Annotated in this window: 25 protein-coding genes; 18 read left to right on the forward strand and 7 right to left on the reverse strand. The window is 32.3% G+C overall.

Annotated features, from left to right (window positions below; translation table 11 throughout):
* Positions 1 to 65: 65 nt before the first annotated feature.
* Genes BLT80_RS13735 through BLT80_RS13755 form a run of 5 tightly spaced genes read right to left on the reverse strand, consistent with a single transcriptional unit; the run spans position 66 to position 3,251 of the window.
* Positions 66 to 881 (reverse strand): TPM domain-containing protein, encoded by an 816-nt coding sequence (locus tag BLT80_RS13735; protein ID WP_092469255.1) that lies wholly within the window; start codon positions 879 to 881, stop codon positions 66 to 68.
* A gap of 8 nt (positions 882 to 889) precedes the next feature.
* Positions 890 to 1,327 carry a TPM domain-containing protein gene (locus BLT80_RS13740; protein ID WP_092468962.1) on the reverse strand — a complete coding sequence of 146 codons (438 nt, stop codon included), beginning with the start codon at positions 1,325 to 1,327 and terminating at the stop codon, positions 890 to 892.
* Between the two features lie 12 nt (positions 1,328 to 1,339).
* A complete protein-coding gene (locus BLT80_RS13745; RefSeq protein WP_092468964.1) occupies positions 1,340 to 1,936 on the reverse strand; it encodes a LemA family protein in 597 nt (198 codons plus the stop codon).
* A gap of 12 nt (positions 1,937 to 1,948) precedes the next feature.
* Positions 1,949 to 2,278, reverse strand: a complete 330-nt coding sequence (locus BLT80_RS13750; protein ID WP_092468966.1) for a MerR family transcriptional regulator — start codon at positions 2,276 to 2,278, stop codon at positions 1,949 to 1,951.
* Position 2,279: 1 nt separating this feature from the next.
* Positions 2,280 to 3,251, reverse strand: a complete 972-nt coding sequence (locus BLT80_RS13755; RefSeq protein WP_092468968.1) for a M23 family metallopeptidase — start codon at positions 3,249 to 3,251, stop codon at positions 2,280 to 2,282.
* A gap of 220 nt (positions 3,252 to 3,471) precedes the next feature.
* On the opposite strand from BLT80_RS13755, the gene alaS reads away from it, so the two are divergent.
* The 9 genes from alaS to BLT80_RS13800 all read left to right on the forward strand — a co-directional run bounded on the left by alaS (position 3,472) and on the right by BLT80_RS13800 (position 15,084).
* Positions 3,472 to 6,084 carry an alanine--tRNA ligase gene (gene alaS, locus BLT80_RS13760; protein WP_092468970.1) on the forward strand — a complete coding sequence of 871 codons (2,613 nt, stop codon included), beginning with the start codon at positions 3,472 to 3,474 and terminating at the stop codon, positions 6,082 to 6,084.
* 183 nt (positions 6,085 to 6,267) lie between these two features.
* Complete coding sequence (locus tag BLT80_RS13765; protein WP_092468972.1) at positions 6,268 to 7,218, forward strand: GSCFA domain-containing protein; 951 nt, start codon at positions 6,268 to 6,270, stop codon at positions 7,216 to 7,218.
* 59 nt (positions 7,219 to 7,277) lie between these two features.
* The gene (locus BLT80_RS13770; protein WP_092468974.1) at positions 7,278 to 7,988 is read left to right on the forward strand and encodes a DUF6498-containing protein; all 711 of its coding nucleotides are present in this window, start codon (positions 7,278 to 7,280) and stop codon (positions 7,986 to 7,988) included.
* Between the two features lie 155 nt (positions 7,989 to 8,143).
* Positions 8,144 to 8,653 (forward strand): DUF6252 domain-containing protein, encoded by a 510-nt coding sequence (locus BLT80_RS13775; RefSeq protein ID WP_139181079.1) that lies wholly within the window; start codon positions 8,144 to 8,146, stop codon positions 8,651 to 8,653.
* 3 nt (positions 8,654 to 8,656) lie between these two features.
* Positions 8,657 to 10,570 carry an outer membrane protein assembly factor BamB family protein gene (locus BLT80_RS13780; protein WP_092468978.1) on the forward strand — a complete coding sequence of 638 codons (1,914 nt, stop codon included), beginning with the start codon at positions 8,657 to 8,659 and terminating at the stop codon, positions 10,568 to 10,570.
* Between the two features lie 137 nt (positions 10,571 to 10,707).
* Positions 10,708 to 11,658 (forward strand): sensor histidine kinase, encoded by a 951-nt coding sequence (locus BLT80_RS13785; protein ID WP_175455619.1) that lies wholly within the window; start codon positions 10,708 to 10,710, stop codon positions 11,656 to 11,658.
* 49 nt (positions 11,659 to 11,707) lie between these two features.
* The gene (locus BLT80_RS13790; RefSeq protein WP_092468982.1) at positions 11,708 to 13,579 is read left to right on the forward strand and encodes an ATP-binding protein; all 1,872 of its coding nucleotides are present in this window, start codon (positions 11,708 to 11,710) and stop codon (positions 13,577 to 13,579) included.
* A gap of 68 nt (positions 13,580 to 13,647) precedes the next feature.
* Complete coding sequence (locus tag BLT80_RS13795; RefSeq protein WP_092468984.1) at positions 13,648 to 14,298, forward strand: response regulator; 651 nt, start codon at positions 13,648 to 13,650, stop codon at positions 14,296 to 14,298.
* Positions 14,299 to 14,346: 48 nt separating this feature from the next.
* Complete coding sequence (locus tag BLT80_RS13800) at positions 14,347 to 15,084, forward strand: hypothetical protein (protein ID WP_092468986.1); 738 nt, start codon at positions 14,347 to 14,349, stop codon at positions 15,082 to 15,084.
* Positions 15,085 to 15,163: 79 nt separating this feature from the next.
* Here BLT80_RS13800 and coaD read toward each other — a convergent pair whose 3' ends face one another.
* Together coaD and BLT80_RS13810 are read right to left on the reverse strand one after the other, a co-directional pair.
* Entirely contained in the window at positions 15,164 to 15,622 is a 459-nt protein-coding gene (gene coaD, locus BLT80_RS13805; RefSeq protein ID WP_092469257.1) for a pantetheine-phosphate adenylyltransferase, read from the reverse strand.
* A gap of 62 nt (positions 15,623 to 15,684) precedes the next feature.
* On the reverse strand, positions 15,685 to 16,662 hold the full coding sequence (locus BLT80_RS13810; RefSeq protein ID WP_092468988.1) for a D-alanine--D-alanine ligase: 978 nt from the start codon (positions 16,660 to 16,662) through the stop codon (positions 15,685 to 15,687).
* A gap of 125 nt (positions 16,663 to 16,787) precedes the next feature.
* Here BLT80_RS13810 and BLT80_RS13815 point away from each other — a divergent pair, with 125 nt between their 5' ends.
* The 9 genes from BLT80_RS13815 (at position 16,788) to BLT80_RS13855 (ending at position 25,101) form a co-directional block, all read left to right on the forward strand.
* Positions 16,788 to 17,336 (forward strand): PASTA domain-containing protein, encoded by a 549-nt coding sequence (locus BLT80_RS13815; RefSeq protein WP_092468990.1) that lies wholly within the window; start codon positions 16,788 to 16,790, stop codon positions 17,334 to 17,336.
* A gap of 9 nt (positions 17,337 to 17,345) precedes the next feature.
* A complete protein-coding gene (locus BLT80_RS13820; RefSeq protein ID WP_092468991.1) occupies positions 17,346 to 18,380 on the forward strand; it encodes an RluA family pseudouridine synthase in 1,035 nt (344 codons plus the stop codon).
* Positions 18,381 to 18,536: 156 nt separating this feature from the next.
* Positions 18,537 to 19,295, forward strand: coding sequence for a peroxide stress protein YaaA (gene yaaA / locus BLT80_RS13825; protein ID WP_092468992.1), 759 nt, complete (start codon positions 18,537 to 18,539; stop codon positions 19,293 to 19,295).
* Positions 19,296 to 19,325: 30 nt separating this feature from the next.
* Positions 19,326 to 20,045, forward strand: a complete 720-nt coding sequence (locus tag BLT80_RS13830) for a hypothetical protein (RefSeq protein WP_139181080.1) — start codon at positions 19,326 to 19,328, stop codon at positions 20,043 to 20,045.
* A 214-nt stretch (positions 20,046 to 20,259) separates the two neighbouring features.
* Complete coding sequence (locus BLT80_RS13835; protein ID WP_175455620.1) at positions 20,260 to 22,293, forward strand: tetratricopeptide repeat-containing sensor histidine kinase; 2,034 nt, start codon at positions 20,260 to 20,262, stop codon at positions 22,291 to 22,293.
* 4 nt (positions 22,294 to 22,297) lie between these two features.
* Entirely contained in the window at positions 22,298 to 22,942 is a 645-nt protein-coding gene (locus BLT80_RS13840) for a response regulator transcription factor (RefSeq protein ID WP_092468998.1), read from the forward strand.
* A 374-nt stretch (positions 22,943 to 23,316) separates the two neighbouring features.
* The gene (locus BLT80_RS13845) at positions 23,317 to 23,736 is read left to right on the forward strand and encodes a hypothetical protein (RefSeq protein ID WP_092469259.1); all 420 of its coding nucleotides are present in this window, start codon (positions 23,317 to 23,319) and stop codon (positions 23,734 to 23,736) included.
* A gap of 22 nt (positions 23,737 to 23,758) precedes the next feature.
* Entirely contained in the window at positions 23,759 to 24,376 is a 618-nt protein-coding gene (locus BLT80_RS13850; RefSeq protein ID WP_092469000.1) for an SIMPL domain-containing protein, read from the forward strand.
* 44 nt (positions 24,377 to 24,420) lie between these two features.
* On the forward strand, positions 24,421 to 25,101 hold the full coding sequence (locus BLT80_RS13855; protein ID WP_092469261.1) for a Lipl32 family lipoprotein: 681 nt from the start codon (positions 24,421 to 24,423) through the stop codon (positions 25,099 to 25,101).
* Positions 25,102 to 25,160: the final 59 nt, after the last annotated feature.

A 25,160-nucleotide genomic window follows, 5' to 3' on the forward strand; every position in this document is an offset into this window, starting at 1 on the left:
AATTTTTAAATTGAAATAAATCCTACTGGTTACTAAGAGTAAAAATTAGACTTAAAACTAGAGGATTACCAGCCACCTGAAGCTCCACCACCTCCAAAGCTTCCGCCACCAAAGCCTCCGCCAAAACCACCTCCACCTCCGAAGCCTCCTCCAGAGCTGCCGCCAAAGCCACCTGAAGATGACCCTCTAGAATAACTTCCACGTCCCATATTACTTAAAATAATAGCTTCGAGAAGTCCTCCGCTTCCAGCGCGATTTCCTCTATTACCTCCATTTCCTCCTCCACGAGTTTTAGAAATGGCGATTATAAAAATGATGAAAATGATAAATAGGAAAAAGATAACTTCAGTTGGGAATCCGTTTTCGGTTTGTCGTGTGCCTTTGTATTCACCAGTCATTACTTCAAAAATAACATCTGTAGCACGGTTTAATCCACCGTAATAATCATTTTTTTTAAAGTAAGGAATAATGTCATTATTTATAATACGCTTACTTAAGGCATCCGTTAGTAAGTGTTCAACACCTTTACCAGTGCTGATATTGATTTTTCGATCGCTTCGAGCTAAAAGAATAAAAATACCGTTGTCTTTATCAGCTTGGCCAATGCCCCATGCTTCTCCCCATTGTGCTCCTAAATAATTGATGTATTCACCGTTGGTAGAACCAATGATTGCGACCACAATTTGTGTTGATGTAGAATCCGAATACCGGATAAGTTTTTGTTCTAAACTGATTTTTTCAGAAGGAGATAATAAATTAATATCATCATCATAAACACTAGTTTGAGACTTTGGTTTTTCTGGAATATCATACTGTGCGAATCCAATAAAAGGAGTCGCCAAAAATAGTACCATTAAAATCTTAAACATTGTGTATTTCATGTTTTGCATTATCCTTTTGAAATTGTATTGTCCAATTCATCTTTGTCATTATGATCCCAAGGAAAATGTTGAGATAATGCTTTGCCAGCCTCCTGAATACCATCAATTAAACCTTGTTTAAAACGGCCTGACTTAAACTGACTAGAAATTTTATCGCGTGTAGAATTCCAAAAATCAGCACCTACAATATTGTTGATACCTTGGTCTCCAAAAATCACAAAAGATCTATTATCTACCGCAACATAGATAAGCACGCCATTTCGTTGAATGGTATTATCCATTTTTAAAAAATGAAATACTTCTAAGGCATGTTCGTAGACATCAATATCACATTTCTGTTCTATATGTACACGAATTTCACCAGAGGTTTTGCCTTCAGCAATTCTAATAGCTTCAACAATTTCGGCTTCTTCCTTCGCTGTTAGGAACTGCTCAATATTTGGCATAATTAGATGTTATTAAAAGTCGAAATTAACGTCAGTCGCATTTTCACTTCCAGGATCTGCTTTATATCTAGGCATTTCTTCAAAACCAAACCAACCAGCTAAAACTGACCCTGGAAATTTTGAAGTATGGATATCATAAATATTTACCTTTTCATTGAAGCGATCTCTGGCGATATTAATTCTGTTTTCAGTACCTTCTAATTGGCTTTGTAGTTCTAAGAAATTTTGATTCGCTTTCAATTCAGGATAACGCTCAACAGACACTAATAATTTTGATAATGCTCCGCTTAAACCACTTTGAGCTTGTTGGAATTGTGCCATGTTATCAGCTGTTAAATTACTTGCATCGATGGTTGTAGACGTAGCTTTTGCTCTAGCTTCTATTACAGCAGTTAAAGTTGATTTTTCAAAATCAGCAGCACCTTGAACAGTTTTAACCAAATTACCTATAAGGTCATTTCGTCTTTGGTAAGAACTTTCTACATTAGACCAAGCTGTTTTAGCATCTGCTTCATAAGTTACAGCTGTATTATTAAATCCTACTGCCCAATTGTAGATTCCAAATGCAATAATTGCAATTACGATTACAGGAATTAGCCATTTTTTCATGATAGTTTAGTTTTAAAGTTGTGTTTTAATTTTGTTTAGTTGTGCTTTTATGCTTTCAAGCTTTTCGATAATTTCAAATTTCTCTAAAGCTTGTTTCTTTTCTTCTTTAAGATGCGTTTTAGCACCTTCTAAAGTAAATCCTCTTTCTTTTACCAAGTGGTAAATAAACTTAAGATTTTTAATGTCTTCCGGAGTAAATTTTCTATTCCCTTTAGCGTTTTTCTTTGGTTTTAAAACATCAAATTCCTTTTCCCAAAACCGAATTAAGGATGCATTTACCTTAAAGGCTTTGGCCACTTCTCCAATACCGTAATAACGTTTTTCTGGTAGATCTATATACATCTTAATCGAGGGATTGGTTTTCTAATGATGCTTTTCTTAGCAAGATATCATATTCTTCGGCAGATAAGTTACCATAATAAAAATTGATAGGATTTATACGTTCACCATCTTTAAAAACTTCGTAATGCAAATGTGGAGCTTCAGACCGACCTGTACTTCCTACAAAACCAATTAAATCACCACGTTTTACACGTTGATTTACTTTGACGTTGTACTTGTATAAATGTCCATATAAAGAAATATAGCCATAACCATGATCTATTCTAATGTGATTTCCATACCCTGTAGATTGGCTGTCTGCACGTGTTATAACCCCATCTCCTGAAGCATAAATAGGAGTGCCACGAGGTGCTGTAAAATCCATTCCGTAATGAAATTTTCTAACCTTTGTAAACGGGTCAGTTCTATACCCATAACCAGACGCCATACGTGTCATGTTCTCATTACTAATAGGTTGAATAGCGGGTATAGCTTCTAAGAATTTCTCTTTATCTTCTGCTAATTTTGCGATTTCATCTAATGATTTAGACTGTACCACAATAGCTTTTTCTAAAATATCTAAGCGCTTATTACTTTCTGCTATTAATTTACTGTTATCAAAACCTTCGTATTTTTTATAACGGTTAATACCACCAAAACCAGCTCTTCGTTGCTCGGTAGGTATTGGGTTGGCTTCAAAATAAAGTCGGTAAATGGCATTGTCGCGTTCTTCAACATTTTCTAGCGCAGCGATGGCATCATCCATACGTTTGTTTATCAACTCGTATTGCAATTCCATATTTTGTAGTTCCCTAGCCATTTGTCGCTCTTTTGGGGACTCAATATATTGACTAGCAATAAAAACCATTAAAAAACCAAATAGCGCAGCAGCAGTTAAAAATACAGCGACATATTTAAAGGTTGTCGATTTATTACGCTTTATTTTGCGATAAGAAAGCGTTTCAGAATCATAATAATATTTTACTTTAGCCATGTTTGAATTTATGCTATTTTTGCAGCAAATAAGCGCACAAAGCAAGTGGCTTATACTAGCGTAACGTTCAAACCTACAAAAATAATATTACATTGTATTTTATTGTGAATAATTTGTAGGTTCACATACACCAAAATTTAAAATAAAAAATTGGTGAGTAAAGATAAAAAAATGTTTTGCATTTGCGCTAATTTAATAACACAAGCTCTAATTTAAATATATGAAGTCTCAAGACATACGATCTAAATTTTTGAATTTCTTTGAAGGAAAACAGCATCTTATTGTTCCTTCTGCACCAATGGTATTAAAGGACGATCCAACATTAATGTTTGTTAATTCTGGAATGGCACCTTTTAAAGAGTACTTTTTAGGAAATGCAGAACCAAAGAAAAATAGAATTACAGATTCGCAAAAGTGTTTACGTGTTTCAGGTAAGCATAACGATCTAGAAGAAGTGGGTTACGATACGTATCACCACACGTTGTTCGAAATGTTAGGTAATTGGAGTTTTGGTGATTATTTTAAAAAAGAAGCCATTGCTTGGGCTTGGGAGTTGCTAACCGAGGTTTATGGTATTGATAAAGATATACTTTATGTAACTGTTTTTGAAGGTAGTGATGATGACGACAACCTTGAAATGGATATGGAAGCTTACGATATTTGGAAGCAATATATTTCTGAAGACCGAATTCTTAAAGGGAACAAAAAAGACAATTTCTGGGAAATGGGAGATCAAGGACCTTGTGGACCTTGCAGTGAAATCCATGTAGATATTCGTTCAGCGGAAGAAAAAGCAAAGGTTGATGGAAAGACGCTGATTAACATGGATCATCCACATGTGGTTGAAGTATGGAATTTGGTTTTTATGGAATTCAATAGAAAAGCTAATGGTTCTTTAGAAGCATTGCCAAATAAGCATATCGATACAGGAATGGGATTTGAGCGTTTGTGTATGGTGTTGCAAGGGGTGCAATCTAATTATGATACGGATGTTTTTACTCCAATTATTCGTGAAATCAGCGCTGTAACCAATAAAGATTATGGAAAAGATGAAGCGGTAGATGTTGCTATCAGAGTTATTTCAGATCATGTTAGGGCAGTCGCTTTTTCTATTGCAGATGGTCAATTGCCAAGCAACACAGGCTCTGGTTATGTGATTCGTAGAATTTTACGAAGAGCTGTGCGATACGGATTTACATTTTTAGATAAAAAGGAACCTTTCATTTATCGCTTGGTAGATGTTCTGAGCAAAAAAATGGGAGATGCGTTTCCGGAATTGAAAGCTCAAAAAACATTAATAGAAAATGTCATTAAAGAAGAAGAGGCGTCCTTTTTAAGAACTTTGGATCAAGGCTTGTTGCTGCTTAATCGTATTGTTGAGGACACAAAAGGAGATACTGTTTCTGGTGCAAAAGCTTTTGAATTATATGATACTTATGGTTTTCCTATTGATTTAACAGCTTTAATTTTATCTGAAAAGAACTTAAAGCTTGATGAGAAAGGATTCAACGAAGAATTACAAAAACAAAAAAACAGATCACGTTCGGCAAGTGAAACTTCTACCGAAGATTGGACGGTTTTAAAAGAAGATGATGTTGAAGAATTTATTGGTTATGATGCTTTAGAGGCGAATGTAAAAATTACAAGATACCGTAAAGTAATCTCAAAAAAGGATGGTGAGATGTACCAGTTGGTCTTTAATCTCACGCCATTTTATCCTGAAGGAGGAGGGCAAGTTGGAGACAAAGGAGTGTTACAAGATACACATGGAGATGTGGTTTACATCTTAGATACTAAAAAGGAAAATAATGTTATTATCCATTTATGTAAAAATTTACCAGAACATATAAACGAAAGTTTTAAAGCTGTTGTCAACAGTGAACACCGTGCCTTATCTTCTAGCAATCATACGGCGACACATTTATTGCACCAAGCCTTACGAACTGTTTTGGGAGAGCATGTAGAACAAAAAGGATCTTTGGTAAAACCAAAATCATTACGTTTCGATTTTTCTCATTTCTCTAAGGTCACACCAGAGCAATTGCAGGAAATTGAAGATTTTGTTAATGCAAGGATAGATGGGAAATTACCACTTGAAGAACACAGAAATATTCCAATGGAAAAAGCTCTAGAAGAAGGGGCAATGGCTTTATTTGGTGAGAAATATGGAGATACAGTTAGAACCATACGTTTTGGTAATTCTATGGAATTGTGTGGTGGAATTCACGTGAAGAACACCTCTGATATATGGCATTTTAAAATTGTGTCAGAAGGTGCAGTCGCATCAGGTATAAGACGTATTGAAGCTATTACAAATAAAGCGGTTAGAGATTATTTTTCTGATAACAATACAGCATATCTTGAAATGAAAGGCTTACTAAATAATGCTAAAGAACCTGTAAAAGCATTAGAAAATCTTCAAGGTGAAAATAGCGACTTAAAAAAGCAAATAGAAGAACTTTTAAAAGATAAAGCTAAAAATATTAAAGGAGAGCTTAAAAGCGAATTAACTGAAATTAACGGCATTCAGTTTTTAGCGAAGAAACTAGATTTAGATGCTTCTGGAGTTAAAGATGTATGCTTTGAGTTAGGAAGTCAGTTTGAAAATTTATTCTTAATATTTGGTGCTGAAAATGATGGAAAGGCCATTTTGTCTTGTTACATTTCTAAGGAATTGGTGGCAAGTAAAGGTTTAAATGCTGGTACAATTGTTAGAGAATTAGGTAAACACATCCAAGGTGGAGGTGGAGGACAGCCATTCTTTGCCACTGCGGGAGGTAAGAATCCTGATGGGATTGAAGCTGCTTTGGAGGCTGCTAAAAACTATTTGTAAGATAGAAGTTACTCAGAGATTCGTAGAGGAAAAACACAGAGACTAGCAGAGAATAAGGTTTTAGTTTTGAGCTTTTTTTTACTTTAGTCATTTAGTTAATATGAAGAATAATGCTAATTCTTGATCTCATCTTTCATTGTGAAACTTCGTGAGACTCCGTGAATCTCTGTGTAAAAATATAACATGAAACTACTAACACAAATACCACTAACACCACAACAGCATAATCAAATAGATTACACTTCTAAAGTGTTGTTGCTTGGTTCATGTTTTTCTGAGAATATAAGTAAGAAGTTTAATTATTTTAAGTTTCAGTCTACAGTTAATCCTTTTGGTATTTTATTTCAACCACTAGCAATAGAAAGTTTAATCACCAATGCGATTAATGAAAAAGTATATACTGATGAGGATGTCTTTTTTCAAAATGAACAATGGCATTGTTTTGAGGCGCATTCTCAATTAAGTTCAGCTTCAAAAGTAGAATTGTTAGATAACTTGAATGTTCAAATTAAATGCACTCATCAACATATAAAGGAAGCGAGTCATATCATAATTACATTAGGCACCTCTTGGGTTTATAGAGCGATAGAGACGGATACTATTGTTGCCAATTGTCATAAAGCGCCACAAAGGCAATTCTTAAAAGAATTAATTTCAGTAGAAGCGATTACAGAATCACTTCAAGCCATTATCACTTTGGTTAAAAGTGTAAATCCAAAAGTTAGTTTTCTATTTACAGTTTCACCCGTAAGACATATTAAGGATGGTTTTGTGGAAAATATGCAAAGTAAAGCGCATTTAATTACTGCAATTCATAATGTAATTGAAGCTAGACATCAAAACTATTATTTCCCCTCCTATGAAATTCTAATGGATGAGCTTCGCGATTATCGATTTTATACTGAAGATATGATTCACCCTAACCAAACTGCTATTAGTTATATTTGGGGAAAGTTTCAGAAGGTATGGATTTCGGAAACTGCCTTTGAAACGATGGATGAGGTCGAAATCATTCAAAAAGGACTTCAACATTTACCGTTTAATTTTGCATCTGAGGCACATCAAAAATTTCTTCAAAAATTAGCAGATAAAAAAGCTAAGTTGCAAACTGAATTTCCACATATCACTTTTTAGAGTCGCATATACGAAATTTGTCGTATAGGAATTTTAGGAGAATATGATTTAATTTGTGAATGCTTAAAGGTGTTTTTTTTCCAAATAAAACCAATTCCTATGCTTGGGCTAATGTGTTTTTTCTAATCGTATTAGTTGCGATAGGAAAGATTGATGCTTACGCGGTTCTCTTCGGATATTTTTTAGAAACTTTAATTGTAGGACTATTCAATATTGTTAAAATGTATTATTGTTATAAGTATAATGATAAGACCTCTAATATTACATTTTCAATAATATTCTTTATAATTCATTATGGTGGATTTGTAGCTATACAGTCGATTTTCGTTTTTGCCATATTTGCGTTAGGTGGCAGTAGCTTTATAAAAGAGCCTTTCCATATTCTCGAAAACTTCCAAATCGTTATACGTTTAGATGGTATGCCAATTATCATAACTATGCTTTTTATAACCCAGTTCGTAAAGTTTATTTTCGACTTTATGCGACCTAAAAAGTACGAGAAGTTTAAAGTAAATGATATAATGTTTAAGCCTTATCTCAGAATTTTCATTCAACAATTTACGGTTATTATAGGATCATTCTTTATTATTTTTTCTAGTGGATCAGTTTTGACAGCGATGTTATTAATTTTAATTCGTTTTATCGTAGACTTTTTTATAGTTGCTATAAATGAAAATAGTACCGTTTTAAATTATATCGTAGATAAACTCTACGATGGTAAAGTAGATAAATCGGAAATTAGAAAGCAACTTCTTCTACTTACGGAATAATTAACTTGTTAATTATCAGTTTATTATTGTCTTGTTTTTGAAATATACGCAATTCATCGTATGTTTTCGCTCTGTCTTATTTCTCAAATTTGTCTCATTATTAATCAATACAAAATTTAACAATGAGAAAATTAAACCAAATCATGTTACTTATAATGACAGTATCATTAGTAACACTTACATCATGTTCAAAAGATGACGACGGAGGTAGTGGAGGCAACGCCCCTTCAGGAACTTTAACCGCAAAAGTAGATGGAACCAACTATCAATCTATGGAAATTTCTTCTTCCGCAACTGTAAGCAGTAATCCATCCGGGCAAAGTCTAATTATTATCGCAACCAATAGCGATGGTAATGCATTTTCGTTTACCATTTTGGGTTATGACGGAGTTGGTACTTATAGCTTTGATGGCTCTGTGAGTACAGGAGTTAACGTGGCTTCTTATTCAGAAACAACGGTAGATTTAAGTAATCCTTTAAACTCGGAAACAAAACTGTGGCAAGCACCTTACGAGAATTTAGCTGCTGGTACAATCAGTATTTCAGAAGAGACAGATACTAAATTAATTGGGACGTTTGAGTTTAATGGTAAAAATGTAGGGGGAGACCAATCTATTAAAAATATTACCAATGGTTCTTTTAATCTAGGTAAACAAACCTTATAAATTATGAAGGCGCTATTTATAAATTCACAGAAATTAATAATGCTTGTACTCTTATTGAGTACAACATTATTGTTTGCTCAGAAAGCAGAAACTCCAGATCATAATTATGATTTAGGAAGTAAAATAAATGAAATGACACTAACCATGGGAGGAGTGTTAGTTGTGGCAACGAACGATGGTTTGGTTGGTATAAAGCCAACAGAAAGTCAGCCTGTTTTTACCTTTAATGATTTTGGTAAATTAAAACCAGAAGAAACAGATTTTATACAAGGCTCACCTTACGTTGTTGTATCTCAGGGTGTAGGTTCTAAATTTGCAGGTTTAACAAAAACAAAACGTGCGGTAATAGATTATATTAGAGGTAGAGTAATTTTTAATTCAGAAAGCGATAACTGGAATCAAATTTATTCGTGTAATGTTGTTTTACCTCAGAACAAACTAATCGTAAGTGGTATTCAAAAAGAAGGTGATAAGTTTGAAAAAATCACACCAAAAGTTGCCGTTTACGACTTAGCAACGTCTAAGTTAGATTATAGTTTCTTTTTAGATAAACCAGGTCGAGTTGGTATGGCTAAAGATTTTAGTATAACAGGATTACCTTTGTTATTGAAAGATTTTTTAATCATTCCTACAGCTCAAGGCTTGTTGGCTAAATCTCATAATGGGGACGATTTGTGGCAAACAAAAATTAAGGGTGTAAATTGGATGGTTGCTGACCAAACAGAATCTGAAATTTATGGTTTTGAATCTGTTAATAATGGTAAGAATACCAGAATACACAAAATAGGTAAAGATGGTAACGAGCTATGGAATGATGATAGAAAGATACAAGGAGTGGTTTCAAAATTTGAAATTCTTCCGCAAGGTCTTGCCGTTGTTAGTAATAAAGGAGAAGGTAGTGATGGTAGCGTATTCTCTCAAAAAAGTGAATCTGAAATTGCATTTTTAAGTGCTACTTCTGGAGAGGATTTGTGGGAAAAAGCACCAAAAACCAAGGGTTATGTACAACATTTTTACATTATGGAAGACGGCATATTATTCGGAATTTATTCTGGAGGTATCAACAAAGTATCCTTTGATGGTAAACCATTATTTAAAAAACCATTAAAAACAGGAGAGAATATTATTACCATGGCACATTCGCCTCAAGGTTTAATTTACATTACAAGTGAAGATGCTAATATTGTAAACTTAGAAACTGGAGAAGAAGTTTGGAACAAGCCTTTAAAATATAAATCGTCGGCTTCAGTAGCCTCAACTTTTGATAATGAAAGTAACCGTTATTTAATAGCTACCGATGATACCATTTTTGCAATTGATGCAGCTACTGGAAGTGTTGCTGAATTATCGGATATTAAATTTGAAGAAAAAGAATCTCCGAATGCAATGGCTATAAGAAATGGTAATATTTTTATAGGATCATCACAAAACATGATGTTGTTAGATAAAGACGGTAAGGAAATCTATCATAGCTATCAAAAATCGCCAGGAAAAAGCGGTTTTATGAAAATTGTTGGAGGTGTGGTAGCAGCAGCTTCCTTAGTTGCAACCGTATCTACTGCAGCAGCTGCAGGTATGAATAATAATGGAATAAGTACAAACAATCTGCGTAATTACAATGATTATGGGAGGGACGCAAAACGTGCTTCAGACATGTTTGCTTCTATTAGTGATGCGTCTTTTAAAATGATGTCTGAGCGTTTTAAAGCGTCTTCTGCAACAGAGAACGCACAATTCGTTTTAACAAATTTAGACAGTGGCGTCGGTTTAGTAAAAGTGAATAAAGACACAGGTGCAATAGACAAGGAAATTCTTTTAAAAGACAAAAAGCCAGAGTACAAAGTTGATGAATATGGTGGGTATTTGTTTTATAAAGCAAATGATGATACCATTTACACTTACAATCTTAATAAATAGATGTGTAACTAATTGATTGAGTGCAATTTGTTTATGATTGCGCTTGATTTTTAAATACAATTAATTCACTCACTAACAATCTTATATTCGTAATGCTATTAATTAATGACTTAAGAGGCATCAATTGTAAATTCTGTATGAAGTACAGAAAACACTTGATGTCTTTTTTGTTATTGTTTTTAGTAAATAGCACTAATTTAATTGCTGAAAATTCGACAATAAGTAGCAAATATTCTTCCGTCTCTGAAGCTCATGTAACAAGAGATAATACGGATCAAATTCTTATAGATAGAGTCGTCTTGGCAGAGCAGCAATTAAGAGTTCAAAAACAGAATTATCAAGTTTATGGTGGTCTTTGCTTGATTGTAATTTTAAGTGTAATAGCTTACCTTATTTACAGTCAATATCAATTAAAACACTATCAAAGTCAAAAAGAAAAGGAGTTAAAAGAAGCATTGTCAAAAATAGAAATTCAGAATAAACAACAAGAGCAACGCTTAAAAATATCCAAAGATCTACACGACACTATTGGGGCGCAACTTACTTATATAATTTCGTCTTTAGATAATCTAAAATATGCTTTCGATATAAAGGATGAAAAACTAAAAGAGAAACTCAACATTATTAGCAGTTTCACATCACATACCATTTACGAATTTAGAGACTCCATTTGGGCTATGACTAAAAATGAAATTACGTTTCTAGATTTACAAGCTCGAATTTCAAATTATATAGATCAAATAAAACTTAATGATTCTAACATTCAATTTGTATTTAAAGTTGGTGATAATGTGGATTCAATTATAAAATTCACAACCGTTGAAGGCTTTAATATCTATAGTGTTATATATGAAGCCATTCAAAATAGTATAAAACACGCCAATGCTTCAATGATAAAAGTTGAAGTTATTAAAATGGTGTCTAACTTAGTATTTAAAATTTCGGACAACGGAAAAGGGTTTAGTACCACGACTGTAATTAGAGGAAATGGACTTAATACGATGATGAAAAGAATACAAAGTATTGGAGGATTAGTGGAGATTAATTCCATTGAAAATGCTGGTACTGAAATCATAATAACAATTTAGTTTAAAAAAAATGATATCTTCATATCGCTATTAATTAACCAACCATGTAATGAAACTATTCGTTTTTTTATTCCTCTTTAATTTTGTTTGTGTTGGGCAAACACTGGATTCTGCTAAAAAACTTAATGATTCGGCTGTAAGCATTTATAAAAATCAGCCTAAAAAAGCACTTGAAATATTTGAACAATCTGAAGCTGTTGCAAAGTCTAAAAACGAAACTTTAGAATACGCAAGAGCTAAAAACGGTTTGGGTTTAATTTATAGAGATTTAGGAGAATTTGAAAAAGCTATAGCCTATGCAAATGCCGCCATGTCTATTTCTAAAGATTCGTTATTAACAGCTAGTGCATTAAATAATATTGGACGCTCTAAACGGCAACTTGGTTTATATGAAGATGCTTTAACCTATTATTTACAAGCTTTAGATATCTATGATGATTTAAATAAAAAAGAAGAAGAAGCTACTGTCACCAATAATATAGGTTTAGTTTATAGTTATTTGGGTATAAATGATAAGGCTATTGAATATCATCTTAAGGCGAAAACTGCTTTTGAAGCATTAAATAATAAAAAAGGCATCTCAGAGGTTTATAATAACATCGCCATTATCTATGCTAATGATGGAGATTTAGAGAAAGCGTTGGACTATTTTAAATATTCTTTGGCCATTGAAGTTGATCTCGATGATAAAAAAGGTATGGCAGAATCCGCAAATAATGTCGGTGCTGTTTATTATTATATGCAAGAGGTAGATTCGGCCTTAACCTATTTTGAACAATCGGTTAGCATTGAAAAATCGATAGGAAATTTTGCTGGCTTACCGGCGAGTTTCAACAATATAGCGCAAGTTTTAATGGAAAATAAAAGACTATCGGAGTCTAAAACGTTTATAGATAGTGCCTATCAATACGCTCAAGACTACAAAGTTGCCACAGAAATTGAAAATTCGCTACTTAACTATTCTGAATACTATGAAGCTTCGCAAAACAACAGTAAAGCATTAGATTACTACAAAGCTTATTCAAAGGCAAAAGACAGTTTGCTTAATATTGGAACTAATAGTAAGATTGCCGAATTAGAAATAGAATACCAAACCGAAAAAAAGGAAAAGGAACTATTAGAGCATCGTGCTGATTTGGCTGAAAAGGAATTAGATTTAAGTAAAAAAAACAATTACATATTAGGTTTAAGCGCGCTAGCCATTGTATTAATGCTTTTAGGATATTTAATTTATAACCAACAAAAACTTAAAAATCGACAGTTGAAAAAAGAAAATGAATTGAAAGATGCGTTGATAAAAATTGAAACACAAAGCAAATTACAAGAACAACGTTTAAGGATCTCTAGGGATCTTCATGATAATATAGGTGCGCAGCTTACATTTATAATTTCATCTTTGGATAATTTGAAATATGGTTTTAAGCTTCCAGAAAAACTAAGTCAGAAATTAGTCCATATAAGTGAATTTACCACGACCACAATTTATGAATTAAGAGATACCATTTGGGCCATGAATAAAAATGAGATTACGTTTGAAGATCTTCAAATACGAATTTCAAATTTTATTGATACTGCGAATTTGGCGGCACATAATATAAGTTTTCACTTACATATTGACGATAACGTTGATAAGGAGGCTGTGTTTTCATCCGTTGAAGGCATGAATATTTATAGAATAATTCAAGAAGCGATTAATAACGCTCTTAAATATGCAGAAGCCAAAAACATCAATTTATCCATTAAGGAAATAGATGATAAATTGGAAATAGTAATTTCAGATAATGGAAAAGGATTTGATGAAACTACAGTAGAATTAGGTAACGGTATTCAAAATATGAAAAAAAGAGCGACTGAAATAAATGGAATTTTGATTATAGAATCTAATGAAGGTAAAGGGACAATTATAACGCTAAAATTGTAATTCGGAATACCTTGTGTTGAGTTTACTATGCTAAAATAAGATATTCAAAATTATGATAATAATAACAGATGAAAATAAAAATTGCTATTGTAGATGATAATACCTTTTTAATAAAAACGGTAGAAGAGAAGTTGTCTTTCTTTGAAGATTTACAAGTGAAATTTACAGCGATGAATGGTGTAGATGCATTAGAGAAACTAGACGAAAATCATAATCTCGATTTAATTTTAATGGATATCGAAATGCCAATTATGAACGGTATTGAAGCTACAGAAAAGGTAAAGCAAAAGTATCCACACATTAAAATTATTATGCTCACCGTTTTTGATAATGACGAAAACATTTTTAATGCTATTAAAGCAGGAGCAGATGGTTATTTGCTAAAAGAAATTAATGCAGCTGATTTACATTCGGGCATCGTAGAAACCTTAAATGGTGGAGCCGCCATGAATCCTTCAATTGCCTTAAAAACTTTAAAATTATTACGCAATCCGTTTGTCGCAGAAGACAAGCAAGATTTAGAAACTATAAAGCTAACAGATCGCGAAGTCGATGTTTTAGAACACCTTAGTAAAGGATTAAGTTATAATGCCATTGCAGATAATCTTATACTTTCTACAGGAACCATAAGAAAGCATATTGAAAACATATATCGAAAACTACAAGTACATAATAAGCTCGAGGCTGTGCAAAAAGCGAGACGTAATAATCTTATATAGGGTTTCCTTGTTTATTGTTATTTTCGTAGTCTAAATATAAAATTCAATATGAAAAAACTAATTTTTATTTTTTGCGCTTTTGGTTTCATTCTTAGTTCTTGCTCAGATAACGAAACTGATACTATCGATAATCCTCCTACAGATGGTGTTTTTCTAAAAACTTTAATTGAGACTGATGATGGAGAAGACTTAGTTACCAATTTTTCCTATTTAGATGATAAATTGGTTGGAGTATCTGATTCTGATGGTTACAGTGAAGTCTTCATTTATACCGATGATTTATTAACTACAATTGAGGAATATGAAGATGATGTTTTAGTCTCTGAAACAGAGTTAGAATATGATAGTAATAATCGATTAATAAAGGAGTCTTATACCTATGGGTCAAGTTCAGCTCAGGTAAATGAATTTACTTACAATGCCAATGGCACTATAACAATGGACGAGTTTGGAGGCAACACGTATACCTATACTTATAACATATTGGGTAATCGTTTAGCTGAAGAGCACGAAGAAGGTGACGAAGATTATAGTTATACCTATGATTCTAAAAATAATCCATTTAGAAATATCCATCAAAGGAATGTATTTGAACTACTTGGACGAGATACTTATGTAAACAATATATTAAGTTATATTAATACAAGTAGTGCTGATTTTTCTGATGATTTTACTAGTGCCTATTTGTACAATGCTAACGATTATCCTACTAGTGGTTCTACAACCTATAATCAAGGATCCGTAGATCAGGAAGTTGTGGTATTACAATTTATATACGAGTTATAAAACTAAAATATAAACCATAAAAAAAACTCAAATCTAATATAGGTTTGAGTTTTTTTGTGCTGTATAATCTATGGTTAATTTAGCGTTTTACTCTTACACTATCGGGTACCAAAACGGTATAGTCACCATTATTTCTAATAACATCTCGTACAATAGAAGATGAGATAAAAGAGGTTCTAGAAGCTGTTAATAAAAATACAGTTTCAATTTTAGAGAGTTTTCTATTAGTATGTGCTATGGCTTTTTCAAATTCAAAATCAGCAGGATTTCTTAGTCCTCTTAATATAAATTCGGCATCAATCTCTTTGCAAAAATCAATTGTTAAACCTTTGTAGGTTACTACTTTTACTTTAGGTTCGTCTTTAAAGGAGTCTTCAATAAATGCTTTTCGTTCTTCTAAAGAAAACATATATTTTTTTTCAGCATTGATACCAATAGCAACAACCACTTCATCAAACAATTTAATGCCACGTTGTATAATATCAAAATGACCGTTCGTTATTGGGTCAAATGAACCAGGAAATAGTGCTCTTTTCATCAAAAAGGTTTTGTAGTCTCCGTTATGCATGTTGGAGACTTATGTTATTTCAAATATAATTATTATTTAGTCAAAGCTTCTTCAATGGCATTTCCAAATAAGTCTTTCAAACTTATACCCGCTTCTGTAGCTTGCTGTGGTAATATACTTTCTTTGGTTAAACCAGGAACGGTATTTACTTCCAATAAATAAGGTTCATCATTTTTAAAAATAAATTCACTTCTAGAAAAGCCTTTCATTTTTAAAGTTTCGTATATTTTTTTTGCTTCGGTTCTCACTTTATTGGCATAATCCTCAGATATGCGTGCCGGAGTAATTTCTTGTGATTTACCGAGATATTTAGCTTCATAATCAAAGAAATCATTTTCAGAAACGATTTCTGTAATAGGCAAAACGACGGTTTCAGATTTATACGAAATCACACCAACAGAAACTTCAACACCATCTAAAAACTGCTCAATAATAATTTCATTGTCTTCTTTAAATGAGTTTTCAATTGCTGCTTGTAAATCTTCCTTTTTATAGACCTTAGAGATTCCAAAACTACTACCAGCTTTATTGGCTTTTACAAAACATGGTAGTCCAACTTTTGCAACTATGGCGTCTTCATTTATGATGTCACCAAAATTGAGATAATAGCTTTCAGCGGTTTTTATGCCGTAAGGTTTTAAAGTGGCTAATAAATCTCGTTTATTAAACGTTAGTGCTGCTTGGTACATGGAGCAACTGGTTTGAGGCATATTTAATAATTCAAAATAGCCTTGCATATAACCATCTTCACCAGGTGAACCGTGAATAGCATTAAAAACACAATCAAACTGTATTTTGGTTTCATTCACTAAAACCGAAAAATCATTTTTGTCTATGGGAAACTCTTCGTCCATATCATTGACAAAAACCCATTTATCTTCAAAAATGTGAATGCGATAAGCATTGTATTTATCTGTATCGAGAGTGTTGTAAACCACGTTACCACTCAAAAGGGAAATCTTATATTCGTTAGAATACCCTCCCATTATAATTGCAATATTTTTCTTCATTATTTAGTTTAAAAATGCCACTGTGTAAAAGTATCATTTATTTTCAATAATCTAATTCTCTAATTCATACGTATTTTATTTTTGTGTCGTTATTATTTCTTAGTTTTGTCAACAATTATTAGCATATGAGTTTTGTAAAGTTTCTTACCAGTAAAGTGTTTTTTAAACAATTGGCATTAGCCCTTGTAGCCATAGTAGTATTAGGTTTTATTGCTCTAAAATGGTTAGATGTAACTACTAATCATGGCGAATTTGTAGTGGTGCCAGATTTAAAAGGGAAATCTTTAGAAACTGTTGGTATAGAATTAAAGGATCATGATTTAGCTATGGAAATACAAGATTCAGCTAATTATAATCCTAAATATCCTAAGTATTCTGTTATTGAACAAAATCCAATCGCAGGATCGCATGTAAAGGAAAATCGAAAAATTTATTTAATCTTAAACCCTTCTGGGTATCGTAAGGTTGAAGTGCCAAATATTTTAAAACGTACTTTTAGACAAGCCAAGCCACAATTAGAGGCATTAGAATTTGAAATAGGTGAAATAACCTATAAAGATGCTATTGGTGAGGGGGTTATCTCTATGTCTCATAAAGGAAAGACGTTACAGCCAGGTACATTATTACCCTTAACATCTAAGATAGACTTGGTATTAGGTAACGGTAAACTATAATATAAAATAATGCCAAACATTCCTGATATTTCAGACGAAGAAGAAAACGAATTATACGAACATCACGCGTTTAGAGTTGTTGCAGGTCAACAGCCACTTCGTATCGATAAATACTTAATGAATTTTATTGAAAACGCAACACGAAATAAAATTCAAGCCGCGGCAAAAGACGGTAGTATTTTTGTGAATGATGTGCCAGTAAAATCCAATTACAAGGTAAAACCTAACGATTATATTACAGTTAAGTTTGAACATCCTCCTCATGAGAACCTTCTGGTCGCAGAAGATATTCCTGTAGATGTAGTTTACGAAGATGATGATTTGTTGGTGGTTAATAAGCCCGCAGGTATGGTAGTGCACCCAGGACATGGAAATTATTCTGGGACCTTAATAAATGCACTTATTTTTCATTTTGAAAATCTACCGAACAACTCAAGTGAAAGACCAGGGTTGGTTCATAGAATCGATAAAGATACCAGTGGTTTATTAGTGGTTGCTAAAACCGAACATGCCATGGCACATCTCTCTAATCAGTTTGCCAAGAAAACAAGTGAGCGCGAATATGTTGCACTCGTTTGGGGAAATATGGAAGAAGAGGAAGGCACTATTGAAGGTAATATTGGTCGTCATCCAAAAAATAGATTACAAAATACTGTATTCTTAGATGATGAAGAAGAACAAGGTAAGCCAGCTGTTACTCATTATAAAGTTATAGAACGTTTGGGTTATGTAACGTTAGTGAGCTGTAAGCTTGAAACCGGTCGTACGCATCAAATCCGTGTGCACATGAAGCATATTGGTCATACACTCTTCAATGACGAACGCTATGGTGGCGAACGTATTTTAAAAGGTACAACGTTTACAAAGTACAAGCAGTTTGTAGATAATTGTTTTAAGATCTTACCGCGACAGGCTTTACATGCCAGAACTTTAGGGTTTGTGCATCCAACTACAAATGAATTCATGAGATTTGAATCTGAAGTTCCTGATGATATTTCAAAATGTATAGAAAAGTGGAGACATTACGCTAAGCACGTGGATTAATTTCTAAGCCGAAATTTTAAATAGACATTCGTTATATCACTATCAAGATTAGTTCTCACTAATATTTGAAACTCGTTCATTTACATTGTATTTTTACAATGAGAAAGAAAATTGTTTAACTTTTAATGAGATTCCTGTTTTCGCAGGACGTTAACTATGAAACTAGTATTATCACCAGCAAAATCTTTAGATTACGAAACGGAACTGCCTACAACTAAAACAACTCAAGGTGTTTTTTTAGATGAAGCAGAACGTTTAAATAAAGTATTAAAAAAGAAATCGGCTAAGAGTTTATCCCAATTGATGCATATTTCAGATAATTTGGGGCAACTGAATTACGAGCGTAATCAAGAATGGGAATTACCCTTTACAAAAGATAACGCAAGACAAGCCATCTATGCATTTAGTGGTGATGTCTATAGAGGGTTAGATGCTTATTCTATAGATCCTAGTAAATTAGATAAGGTTGAAGATACTGTCAGAATTTTATCAGGATTATATGGTGTATTAAAACCGTTAGATTTAATACAACCTTACCGCTTAGAAATGGGTACAAAAATGCCTATTGGTAAAAACAAAAATCTATATAAATTTTGGCAAAAGAAAGTCACTAAAGCATTAAATGAGGAGTTAGGAGACGACGAAATTTTCCTCAATTTGGCAAGTCAAGAGTATTTTAAAGCCATAGATACAAAAGCCTTAAAAGTCCCTGTAATAAATGTAGCCTTCAAAGAGTTTAAAAATGATAAATATAAAATCATAGCCATCTTTGCAAAATTAGCTAGAGGATTAATGACGAGATATATTATTGACACGGATGCAAAAACCATTGATGATATTAAGGGATTTAATTACGATAATTACGGATTTAGTGAAGAGTTATCTTCAGGAAATGAATTGGTTTTTACGAGATAAAACAGATCTTTAGGGCCTTAAATTGGATTTATGTATTACTTACTTATAGTTGTTCAGGTGTATTGTTTATATCACGCCTATAAAAACAGCAAACCTTATTATTGGTATTTTTTGATCTTTTTTATTCCTGCCATTGGATCTTTGATTTATATCGTCACTCAGATGTTTAACAAAAGTGATGCTGAAAAAATTCAGGAAGAAATAACAACTGTTCTTAATCCGACCAAGAAAATTAAAGATTTAGAAAAGAAAATTGAATTCGTTGATACGTACACTAATAGAATTGAATTAGCTGATGCTTATTTTATAAATAAAGATATTCCTAATGCTATTGTCAACTACAAGAAAACCCTAGAAGATACAGTTCAAGATGATTTATATGCAAGGCAGAATTTGATGTTGTGTTATTTTCAGCTTAAGGATTATAGCGCAGTCATTGAACAGGCTGAATACATTAAAGATAAATCAGAATTTAAAGGTTCAAAACAACAATTTTGTTATGGTTTATCCTTAAAAGAATTGGGAAGAACGGATGAAGCTGAAGTCCAATTAATACAAGTAGACAGACCGTATTCTAATTATGCAGAACGGTTGGAGCTTGCTAAATTTTATTTAGAAAACAATAGAACTTCAGAAGGAAAGGAACTATTAGAAGAAATCTCAACAGAATCAAAACGCTTAACGAAACCAAACCGAAAACTTTACGGAGCAACCATTGTTGAGGTTGAGCGTATGTTGTCTGCGCTTTAGTTTGCATTTAAAGTGTTGCATTGAATTATTTTGACTCCTGTGATATTATGATATAAAGTGCTCTAAACACTTCCAATCTAAAACTAAGTTGATAAAATTTATAAACCCCTGTTTTCGGGGATGAATACAAGTTCTACTATCCCTAAATTTGTGCATGTTTATTAAGCCCCAAAACATTTTTGTTTTTCTCATGTTGTGTTACACTTCACTTTGTATGGCGCAAACAACTCCTGTAGTTGAAAGTGAAAATAAAAAAGTAGATCAGCTTTTTTACTATTTTAATAATGGTTCTGAAACCAAAGCATATCGGGAAGCCCACAAATCTTTGCGCACTTTTAAATCAAATAAAGCAATAACGAATACCAATTTATTATTGGCTTACTACCATAATAAATATGTTGCTATAGATTCGTCTATTTATTACACGCATCAAGCACTAAATAGTAAAAAGAACGTTAACGACTCTTTAGGCGTTAGATTAACCATATTATCTTACCAATTATTGGCTTTAAATAACAAAAACAAAGGCTTATATCAAGAAAGTAAAAAGTGGCATATCAAAGGAGCTGAACTCAGTGAAAAACATAATGAAACAAACCTATATTATACACATTTACACGGATTAGCTAGTACTTATGTTACTCTTGGTAAAACGGAAGAAGCCTTAGAACTTTTTGAAAAATGTATTAAATTTTCTAAGGATGACGAACTTATTTTGGGAAGTTACATCAATTTAGGGTCTATCTATTCGTCGCTTTCCAAATACGAAATATCAAATGCGTATTTACAGAAAGCAAAAGAGATCTGTGAGAAGGATACTCATAAAAAACAAGCCTTAGTAAATGTTATTATTAATATAGGAGATAATTATTTAGGTAAAGGAGAAACAGATAAAGCACTTTCGGCATTCTACGAAGCAAAAGAAATAAGTAATGACACCAGATCCTATAATTTAGAACTCATCATTTTAGGTAAAATAGGTACTGTACTATTCAATGAAGAAAGAAATAATGAAGCCCTTTTAATTTTTTCTAATACCTTAATTAAAGCTGTCAATTTGGGTAATTTAGATATTGAGATGAATAGCTATCTTATGTTAGAAAAACTCTCACTTCGAAAAGGGGATGATCGCAGTGCATATAACTATGGAAAATACTATTACCAGATAAAAGATTCTATTGAGAATTCGCAAAGGCAACAAGAGATTAACAATTTAGAAGTTAAATTTAAAACGCTTGAAAAAGAGAAAACGATAAAAGTCTTACAGATAGAAAATCTTAATAAGAGTTTAAATATTAAGAACAAGGATGCAGATATAGAAAAGTATAAACTTCAAGAAGCTATAATTGCAAAACAAAATGAAAATCAGGTTTTACAATTACAAAATGGTGTTGAAAAACGTAAAAACGAAATTGCATTACTTAAAGAGAAAGAAGCGTTAAAAGCTGTAGAGTTAGATAGAGAGAAGACCATTAAATACATTGTTCTCGTTGCTTTTTTTATTCTATTAATTCCTATTGTTGGACTTTTAGTTATTTACTATCAAAAATTACAAGCACAGAGCTTACTTAATCTAAAAGAAAAAGAGATTAATGAGCAGCAAGTCATTTCATTAAAAAAAGATCAAGAATTAAAGTTAATTAAAGCATCTGTTAGAGGTCAAGATCAAGAGCGTAAAAAAATAGCTCAAGAAATGCACGATAGTGTTGGTGGTAATTTAGCGGCTATAAAATTACAATTCAGTCAGCTTTATAATCAGCCAGATAAATTAAAATTAATCTATAGTCAGTTAGATGATACTTATGAGCAAGTACGAAATTTATCACATAACCTGTTGCCTAAAAAAATTAGAGAGAACGATTTTGTTTTTTTAATTAAAGAATACATCCACACCGTTGAAGAGGCAAGTGAAATAACCATTAACCTTTCATTTTACGACGAAGAAAAAATCAATACACTAAGTAAGATTTTGCAAAACGAATTGTTTTCAATTTTTCAAGAATTAGCAACCAATACACTTAAGTACGCAAAAGCAAATACTATAGATATACAGTTAGACTTTTTAAATGAATGTTTGTTTTTTGTTTATGAAGATGATGGTATTGGCTTTGATTTATCAATAATTACATTAGGCATAGGCTTAACGAATATAAAGAATAGGGTAGAAACTTATAACGGTATATTACATATCGATTCTAAACCCAACAGAGGTACCAATATTAATATAGAAATTCCACTAAAAGCATAAATAAATGAAGCATAACCTCATTATAGCCGACGATCACAAAATGTTTTTAGATGGTTTATTAAGTATTCTTAATACAGAAAGCAATTACAATATTCTATTTACGGCAAAGCATGGCGGCCATGTTCAAAAGTATATTTCTATAAATACGGAAGAAAAAATAGATCTTGTAATTACTGATGTTACTATGCCAGAAGTGGATGGTATTACTTTAAATAAGTGGATAAAGAATACGGATAGAAAAATAAAGACATTGGTGGTTAGTATGCACAACACACCAGAAATCATAGATAGTCTTATTGAAAATAATGTAGATGGGTATCTTCAGAAAAATGCGCAAAAAGAAGAATTCTTAAAAGCGATAGAAACCATTTTAGGAGGTGAAAAATATTTCTCTAAGGAAATTAAAGATATCTACCTTCAAAATAAATTTGAAAAGAATAAAGAAAAGGAAGTTAAACTAACCAAACGAGAAGTAGAAGTCATCTCGCTTATTGCAGAAGAATTTACCACTCAAGAAATCGCAGATCAGCTGTTTTTAAGTAAGCACACGATTGAAAGCTACCGAAAAAACCTAGTTACTAAATTGAATGTTAGAAACCTCGCCGGACTTACCAAATACGCTATTAAAAAAGGTTATGTGTCGTCGTAACATAAATATACTATCATCAGTTTAATACAAAGGTTCTATTTTATAATAGAGCCTTTTTTTATGACTAATAATTTTGTTGCTTAAGTAAGCATTAGCTCGTTAGAATTTCAATATAAATACATTCTTAAAATAGGTTTTATGACTAAAGGGATTTTATCTAAAAACACACAAACTCAAAATGCACATAACTCACTTATTTCTAGTTAGTTGTGATTTAATACCCTGTTTACAGGGTATTGTTTTTCACTAAAAACGGGGTTAAATCAAGGTAGCTATTGGTATAAATTTGCATAAGAAAATAAGAAACATCAAAAAAAAACGAAATGTGTTTCTATTTCAAAAACAAACAAACTTTAACCATTAAAAACAAAATTATGACTTTCGGAATTACACTTATTTTATTAAGCATCATCGCAGTACCTTCTTTATTATTATCAAAAAAACCTAACGCAAAAGAGTTGTTAGAAAAAATAGAACCTTACCAAGGTTGGATCGGACTTATTTTATGTTTTTATGGTGTTTGGGGTATTATTTTTTCCATTTTAAACTTAGGCTGGTTGACAACATTCCCTATCTGGTGGGTAACATTATTAGCAGGAAGTATTGTACAAGCTGTTCTAGGATTTATGCTAGGATTTAGCCTTATTAATAAATACGTTTTATCTAAAAATGACGCTGCAAAAGAAAAAGCTATAGCTCTTAGAGAGAAACTAGCTCCAAAACAAGGAAAGCTTGGTATTGTAGGGTTGTTTGTTGGTGGATGGATGATTGTTGCTTCAATCCTTTTCTTCTGAAAATTTCAAATTAGATTAATACATGAAAAAAATTATCTTTTTAATGGCATTGTTATTCACAGTGCCATTAATAGCCCAAGAACACAAAAACACAATTACTGTGGTTGGTGAAACAGAAACAATAGTTGATGACGATAGTTATATCGTTCTAATCGCTTTACAGCAAGTACTTGTTTATGAAGGACAAGGTGAAGTAGAAGTAACCTCTTTGGATGAAGTTAAAAAGAATTACATCCAAAAATTAGAAGCTTCAGGAATCGAATTTAGCCAGTTTACTAGAAATACATACTATGAGTTTGCAATGGCGTATTCACAAAACAGAGCGTCGGAATATTACCACTTCAAAACATCAAATAAGGAAGATGTTCGAAAATTATCAAAGTTAAAGTCAGCAGGAATGTCTGTTGTTAATACGGAGGTAGAAGCTAAGAAATTAACCAACCAGCAGTTAGTAGATCTTTCAAAAAAAGCAATAGATAATGCCAAAGAAAAAGCAAACGCTTTAGCTAAGGAATTGAATAAAACTATTGGAGAAATTGTTTCTATTGTCGATCAAAATGTAAGTACTCAGTATATTCAAAGTTACGGGACTTCAACCTCACGAAGTCACGTTGTATCTGTCTCTTTTGAATTAAAATAATAAAATAACGAATGTCTTTAAATAATCAAAATCACTTAAAAATTATGAAAATTAAATTAGTAGTATTATCAGTATTTGCTTTCTGTTGTGTATTTAACGCAGAAGCTCAAAAATTAAAAAAGTTTGGAAGTTCAGTTGAGAAGAAAGTGGGACCAAAAACCATTAAAGTACCATACACAGATGTAATATCGTATTTAGGATATGCCTCTGCAGGCAACGAAGATGAAATTGTAGATGGTAAAAAATTCTATTACATTTATTTATGGGTTCCTGCTGTAGCACCAGAACTTGGAGTAAGAATGCTATCTCCTGTTGCTAAAACAAAAGTTAAAGATGCCATCGCATCTGATGAGTATACAGAAAATGCGTCTTCAAGCGATTATTTTGATACTTATATTACTTTAGAGCGTTCTACTATTTTTACAAAAGAAGGTGTTACTGAAGAGGGTGCTAAAAGCGCTACTTGGACAACCCTTGCTAGTAATGATGATAATAGTGAAATGCCTAAGCAACCTAGTGGAAGCAGTTACAATTCTTTATTAAGATATAAAAGTGAAGTGGGCAGTCCTACAAAAGCTTTAACTGCTGGTTTGTACCGTATTGGCTTTACAACCTACAAAACAGGAGAAGTTAAAGGAACATTTTTAGCAGAAGTTGCAGCCCCAATAAAATTACCTGGTGTTGTAATGGCTAAAACCATTGAAGACCTTAAAAAAGAATTATAAACAGAAAAATAGATATTCGTATTTTACTAAAACACCTCTTTATAAAACTAAAGAGGTGT

Source organism: Winogradskyella thalassocola, assembly GCF_900099995.1.
In the GTDB taxonomy this organism is placed as follows: Bacteria; Bacteroidota; Bacteroidia; order Flavobacteriales; family Flavobacteriaceae; genus Winogradskyella; species Winogradskyella thalassocola.